A 6,000-nucleotide genomic window follows, 5' to 3' on the forward strand; every position below is an offset into this window, starting at 1 on the left:
CGGGGATGAGCGATGATGAGAGGGCGGGCACGGTCTTCCGTCGTGGTGATCAGGGACTCGACACCTCATGATCACCGGAAGCCGTGCCTGCAACCGTGTCACCACCGGGCAGCCAGCCGCGAACCACCGCGACCTACCTGATCAACTATCAACCCGGACAGAGCGCGAGAACGACGCAGCCCTGTCCAGCGTCCCGCTTCTCTTTGGGCCAGCGCTTGGCGTGGATAAGCCGGACTGTCCACCACGGGTCATTAGCGGGCGGGCCGTGCCTGCAGCCCTGTCCGCATTCCGTTCGCCGACTTGACCGGCGCCAACAACGCCGACGCCGCGGCAACGAACCCTTTCACGAAGTGGTCAGCATTCGACTCGCTGTAGCGGCCCCCAGGTGGGCGTAGCTCTGGACCAGTCCCCCCAGGACCACTCCGTTGTCACCACCCGATTGTCCCGGAGTCGCGGACGCCAGGACTCGCTCACGCTCACCGGGGTGAAGAACGAGTTGTCGGCCGTGACCGCCCAACACGAGGTGGCGCTGCTTTGCTCGCCGCTGCCCCAGTCGCACGCGACCACGCACTCGTGCTCGGTCCGGGTGTATCTGGATCCCGGCTCTTGGTCCCTGATCACGGAGTAGAGCCGGAACAGGGGCGCGTTGTGGCGGCGGGCGAGTGCGAAGAAGTTACGAGCTGCATCACGGACCTTCTGCTCGTCGTGAGCGGCCGAGTCCTTGGCCTTGCTCTGCCTGCGGCGCCGCGCAATCAGGTCGTAGCGGCCCAGGCCGCGCAGGTACGGCTCCGGCGGCGGGCGCAGCGGGTCGTCGTCCCGCTGGTGGGGGAGCACGACCGGCGGGGTCGGTTCGGCGGCGGCTGATCCCGCCGGGACAAGGTGCTCCTGGTCCTCGTCGGCGGTTTCGCCTCGCGAGGCGGAACCGTCGCCTTGGTCGTCGTCGGCCTGGCCGGCGTCGTCGCCCCAGATGCCGATCCGCTCCAGCATCCGGCGGCGGAGCTCGCGGACCTGGTCGCCGAGCGCCTGGCGCAGGCCCGCACCGAGGTCGGCAGCGCGCAGCTGGAGCCGGGCCGGATCAGCGCGGCGGTCACGGCGGCGGTGACCGAGCTGCGCGAGCGGCCGGACGTGCCGGCCGCCGAGCTGGAGAGCGAGCCGGGCCCGGACGGGTACCCGGTCGAGATGTGGCGGACGCTGGCCGCCCAGGGCCGCGAGGCACACCAAGATCACCTGCACATCAAGCGCGAACTCGGGCTGCTCGCCCTTCAGGCCGTACCCGGATACGTCGCCGAGCGGGACGCCGAGGAGGTCCTCCACGTCCTGGGCGAGGAGATCGGCAGCAGCGCCGAAGAGCTGCTCGCGTGCCGCCGGTACGCGCTGACCGGCGACGCACGAGCAACCGAACGGTTCTGCCCGCAGGTCAGGCCGGGGACTGTCGTTAGTTCCAGGCGCCGAGGCGAAACTCTGTCACCTGGGAAGTGAGATGAGACCGTCCCAGCAAAACGGACATTGCGGGCACGTTGGGACGGTGTTGGGACATGGGTGTCTCAGGTCTGTCCCAGCCCCAGGCACCGGGCCGGTGAGGCGCAGGCGGCCGGGTCCTGGGAAACAGGGGGTGTTCCGCCGGGGCCCGGCCGCCTGCGCTCCGTTCCTGGACGCTCGGCACAAGGCGGGGGTCTACGGCGCGATGTGCCCGCGGCGGCGGGAGTACGCGGCTTGCTGCATCTCGGCCTTGGCGAGGTGTCGATGGCCGGCGGCGACGTCTTTGCGGACCTGTTCCTCGACGGCGGTGAACACCCGGCAATAGGTGTGGTCGTACGTCTCGATCAGCTGGTGGGCCACATGCCCGGGACGACGTCCCGTCCCAGGAGCTCCCGCTCGACCAGGTCGGCCTGGCGTAGCATCCACACCCCCGCGGTCGGCGGCGGCACCGCCACCGACCGCAGCACCCCGCTCGACGTCGTCCGCCACGGCGCCTGCCCCGGGTTCGAACGCAGCTTCTCACCGTCGGTGCTCAGGTCCGTTAGCGCCTTCTGGTCAGTCGCCACTGCGGACCGCACCCAGTCCGCGCGAGGCGGCGCCGTCGCCAGGCGCATGGCGCCCAGCGCGCCGTCGGTAGGCCAGCCAGGTGCCCAGCACGGCGAGAGCGCTCACCGGCCAGGTTGAGATGCTCAGCGGCCCAGCAAGCATCGGGTCGACGAGGTGGCCCGAGACGTGACGGGTCAACGGCAGCGCGAACTCGTTGAGCGACAGGTGTGCCGCGACGGCCGCCCACACCGACCTGGTGGCCAGCCGGACGGTAGCGATCACCGTTCCGAGCAGCATGGCGGTCACCACGGCGACGGGTATGCCCAGCAGCACCGAATGGCCGGGGTAGCTTCCGCCGAGCGCGGTCATCGGGACGTGCCACGCCCCCCAGATCGCGCCGCCGATCAGTAGGCCGCGGGTCCTGCCGTAGCGTAGCAACCGGGGCAGCAGGTAGCCCTGCCAGCCGAGTTCCTCGCCGAAGTACAGCGGAATGGACATCAGCGCGCTCAGCACGAGCGGCGCGACCGTGGCGGGCCCGGGCAGATGCGCGGGGGTGTACCAGCCGGCGAGTGTGGCCACGGTCAGACCGGCGGCGGTGAGGCCGAGCGGGATCATGAGTGCGATCGCGGCGGAGTGGACTTCGTGCCGCCCCGGTGTGGCCCTGGCGAGTCCGAGGACCCGCACGGCTTGGCGGGGCCCTCGGCAGCGCGCGGTGAGACCGAAAGCGGTCAGTGCCGGCACCAGCATCATGAGGATCATGCACAGCGCCGCGAGCCGCGGGGTCCCCTGCGCGGCGCTCGTCCGACGGAGGCCGTCGAGCCAGAGTGGGATCATGGTGATCCACGCTCCGACAAAGCTGATCGACAGGAACGGGATGAGATCTGAGCACGAGCTACCCGGGGTGTTCGTTCGCTTCATGGCCGTGACGCTACGAACCGCGGGGTGACCGGGGCGATCGTGCAGGCTCGCCGACCAATGGTGTAGCGCGCTCCACTGCACCGGGAGGCCGAAGAGGGGAAAACTGGCCGCCGTGAACAAGTTATCGATGACGCGAGTGAGCGCGGCACGTTCGGCCCATGCCGCAGGGTACTGCGCGGCCGTGTTCGTCCGCGGATTGACCCTGATCGTGCTGGTGCCCGTGCTCATGTACTCGGCCGTGCTCTGTCTGGTCGGCGTGGGTCTGCTCATCCTGCCGCACGAGCTCCGGCTGCTGCGCTGGCTGGCCGACGGCGAACGCGACCGGCTGGGACGGTGGGCGGCGACATCCACGACACCGGCCGGACCGCACGCGCGAAGGCGCCTGATGACAGTGCTGTCGGACCCGGCGACCGGCCGCGACCTGCGTTGGGCGCCCGGCATGGCGGTCGCCGGCACCCTGCTCGGGCTCATCGGCGTGGCGCTGTTCCTGTTCCCCGCGGCCGTACTCGTGCTCGTAGGCCTGTGGTGGCTGTTCCCCGCGAACGAGCCGATCAAGCTGATCCTGAACCTCCCGATCGACAGCTGGGGATCCGCGGTCTACGCCGGAGGGCCTCAGTTCCTGCTGAGCGTGCTGCTCGCCCTGTTCGGCCCGCCCCTGCTGGCCAGGCTGGCGGCGTCTGTGAGCCGATGGCTGCTCGCCCCCTCGGCCGCCGCGATCCTCGCCGAACGCGTGTCGACGCTGGACCGGACGCGAACCGGGGCAATCAACGCACACGGCAACGAGCTGCGCCGCATCGAGCGGGACCTGCACGACGGCACCCAGGCCCGGCTTGTGGCCCTTGCCATGCAACTCGGACTCGCCGAGCGGACGCTCGGCTCCGACCCTACGGCGGTGGGCCCGCTGTTGGCCCGGGCGCGGGAGGGCGCCGAGGAGGCGATGGCCGAGCTGCGCGACGTGCTGCGCTCCGTCTACCCGCCGATTCTCGCCGACCGGGGCCTCGCCGGCGCGGTCTCGGCGGTGGTCGCCCGTTGTCCGATCCCCGCCACCGTGGAACTCGGCGAACTCGGCGACGTACCGGCGCAGATCGAGGTCGCCGTGTACTTCGCCATCACCGAGGCGCTCACCAACGCGGCCAAGCACGGCCATGCCGGTTGCGTGTCGGCCACCCTGACCAGGACCGGCGGCACGGTCCGCGCGGAGATCACCGACGACGGCCGAGGCGGGGCAGCCGAGGGCCGCGGCACCGGGTTACGCGGCATGCGGCAGCGCATCGAGGCAGTCGACGGCGTGCTACGGGTGCAGAGCCCGCCCGGCGGGCCCACAGTGATCACCGTGGAGTGCCCGTGCGAATCCTGATCGCCGAGGACAACGCGCTGCTCGCACAGGGACTTTCCGCGATGCTGGAGGCCCTGGGGAACGAGGTGCTCGCCACGACCGAGGACGCCGAGTCCTTCGTGATAGCCGCTGTCGCCCACCGGCCGGACGTGGCCGTGGTGGACGTTCGCCTCCCTCCGTCTTTCACCGACGAAGGCATCAGGGCCGCGCTGCGCGCCAGAGAACATGTTCCCGGCCTGCCGATCCTCGTGCTCTCCCAGTATGTCGAAGACACCTACGCCCGAGAGCTACTGGCCGATGGAACCGGCGTCGGCTACCTGCTCAAGGACCGAGTCGCCCGCGTCGACGACTTCCTTGAGGCGCTGCACCGGGTGGCGACCGGCGGCACGGCGCTGGACCCCGACGTGGTCCGGCAGCTGCTCGCGACGCGCGGCAACCCTCTCTCGCGGCTCACCGAGCGCGAACGCGAAGTACTCGCGATGATGGCCCAGGGATACGGGAACTCTGAGATCGCCGATCGCCTCGTGGTCACCGAGCGGGCCGTGCACAAGCACGTCGGAAACATTTTCGTGAAGCTCGACCTCCCCCCTGAGGACAGCGGCGACCGGCGCGTCCTCGCAGTTCTTACCTACCTCGGTGCCCCCCAGCGCCAATCCCACCGTCCGGGATTAGAAGCTGTCTAGTGTGACGCGCCGCAAATCATAGAGGTAAGTTGCTACCATTTTCTGGTGTCGCATCCTGGGCCTTCTGCTGTGGTGATCACGCTGTCCGAGGACGAGCGTGCCGAGTTGGTGCGTCGGGCGGCATCGTGGGATCGGAGAGCTGCCGAGCGGGCCAGGATCATCCTGGCCTGCGCTGACGGCATGTCGAATGCCAGTGCTGCAAGGCATGTTGACGTTCAGGCCAAGACGGTGGGCAAGTGGCGCCGTAAGTTCGCGGCCGAGGGGCTGGCCGGCCTGCAGGATGCGGGCCGCATCGGCCGACCCAAGGCCGATCTGGTCCTGAGCGACACCGAACGGGACCAGTTGGTGCGCTGGGCGAGGCGGGCGAAGACCGCGCGGTACCTCGCCCTGCGGGCCAGGATCGTGCTGCGGTGCGCGGAGGGCGGGACCAACAAGCGGGCCGCGATGGACCTGGGCGTCGACGAGTCGACCGTGGAACGCTGGCGGGCCCGCTTCATCGCCAAGCGCCTCGACGGGTTGCAGGACGAGCCGCGGCCCGGCCGGCCGCCGTCGATCCTGCTCGACCAGGTCGAAGACGTCATCGTCGCAACCCTGGAGTCCACACCGGGCAGCGACACCCACTGGTCGCGGGCCTCGATGGCGAAGCGCACCGGACTGTCGAAGTCGACCATCGGGCGGATCTGGAAGAAGTTCGACCTCAAGCCCCACCTGCAGGACGGCTTCAAGCTGTCTGCCCCGCGAACTCGACGTGCATCTGGTGTGTGACAACTGTGAGGATCATGGGGTGCCGCGGAGGGCTGGGAGTCTGACCCGTGTGACAACTGGCCCCGTTGCCTTGGTGTAGAACTGTCGGCTCCTGGCCCTTTGCGGCGCGCGTACCGGAATCGGCCGGTGGACGTGTCCCGATAGGGGCATTGCGGCACAAAGCACCGTCACAGTTCTGAGCTTGACGTTTAACCTCGCAGGTCACCCGACCTGCTGATCTGCGGTTCTTCCCGAGACAGCGGAGGCGGCCGTTCTCCACGCTTCGAGATGTCG

General features: G+C 69.6%; 8 protein-coding genes. 4 read left to right on the forward strand and 4 right to left on the reverse strand.

The genetic code is table 11. From position 1 onward, the window contains the following. Positions 1-354: 354 nt before the first annotated feature. On the reverse strand, positions 355-834 hold the full coding sequence (locus ACWCXH_RS34315) for a hypothetical protein (protein WP_449805428.1): 480 nt from the start codon (positions 832-834) through the stop codon (positions 355-357). Between the two features lie 45 nt (positions 835-879). On the opposite strand from ACWCXH_RS34315, the gene ACWCXH_RS34320 reads away from it, so the two are divergent. Continuing rightward, positions 880-1,479, forward strand: coding sequence for a hypothetical protein (locus ACWCXH_RS34320; protein ID WP_449805429.1), 600 nt, complete (start codon positions 880-882; stop codon positions 1,477-1,479). Between the two features lie 195 nt (positions 1,480-1,674). Here the strand turns inward: ACWCXH_RS34320 and ACWCXH_RS34325 are convergent, their stop codons facing one another. The 3 genes from ACWCXH_RS34325 to ACWCXH_RS34335 are packed head-to-tail and all read right to left on the reverse strand — an operon-like array spanning position 1,675 to position 3,171. Next, the gene (locus ACWCXH_RS34325; protein WP_449805430.1) at positions 1,675-1,839 is read right to left on the reverse strand and encodes a hypothetical protein; all 165 of its coding nucleotides are present in this window, start codon (positions 1,837-1,839) and stop codon (positions 1,675-1,677) included. Beyond that, a complete protein-coding gene (locus tag ACWCXH_RS34330; RefSeq protein WP_449805431.1) occupies positions 1,824-2,045 on the reverse strand; it encodes a hypothetical protein in 222 nt (73 codons plus the stop codon). The genes ACWCXH_RS34325 and ACWCXH_RS34330 overlap by 16 nt, the downstream gene beginning before the upstream one ends. Next, a complete protein-coding gene (locus tag ACWCXH_RS34335) occupies positions 2,035-3,171 on the reverse strand; it encodes a CPBP family intramembrane glutamic endopeptidase (protein ID WP_449805432.1) in 1,137 nt (378 codons plus the stop codon). The genes ACWCXH_RS34330 and ACWCXH_RS34335 overlap by 11 nt, the downstream gene beginning before the upstream one ends. Here ACWCXH_RS34335 and ACWCXH_RS34340 point away from each other — a divergent pair. The 3 genes from ACWCXH_RS34340 to ACWCXH_RS34350 all read left to right on the forward strand — a co-directional run bounded on the left by ACWCXH_RS34340 (position 3,140) and on the right by ACWCXH_RS34350 (position 5,727). After that, entirely contained in the window at positions 3,140-4,300 is a 1,161-nt protein-coding gene (locus ACWCXH_RS34340; RefSeq protein WP_449805433.1) for a sensor histidine kinase, read from the forward strand. The genes ACWCXH_RS34335 and ACWCXH_RS34340 overlap by 32 nt on opposite strands. Then, positions 4,288-4,962, forward strand: a complete 675-nt coding sequence (locus ACWCXH_RS34345) for a LuxR C-terminal-related transcriptional regulator (protein WP_449805434.1) — start codon at positions 4,288-4,290, stop codon at positions 4,960-4,962. The genes ACWCXH_RS34340 and ACWCXH_RS34345 overlap by 13 nt, the downstream gene beginning before the upstream one ends. 69 nt (positions 4,963-5,031) lie before the next feature. Then, the gene (locus ACWCXH_RS34350) at positions 5,032-5,727 is read left to right on the forward strand and encodes a helix-turn-helix domain-containing protein (RefSeq protein ID WP_449805435.1); all 696 of its coding nucleotides are present in this window, start codon (positions 5,032-5,034) and stop codon (positions 5,725-5,727) included. Positions 5,728-6,000: the final 273 nt, after the last annotated feature.

The sequence above is a fragment of the Kitasatospora sp. NPDC001660 genome (genome assembly GCF_053596725.1).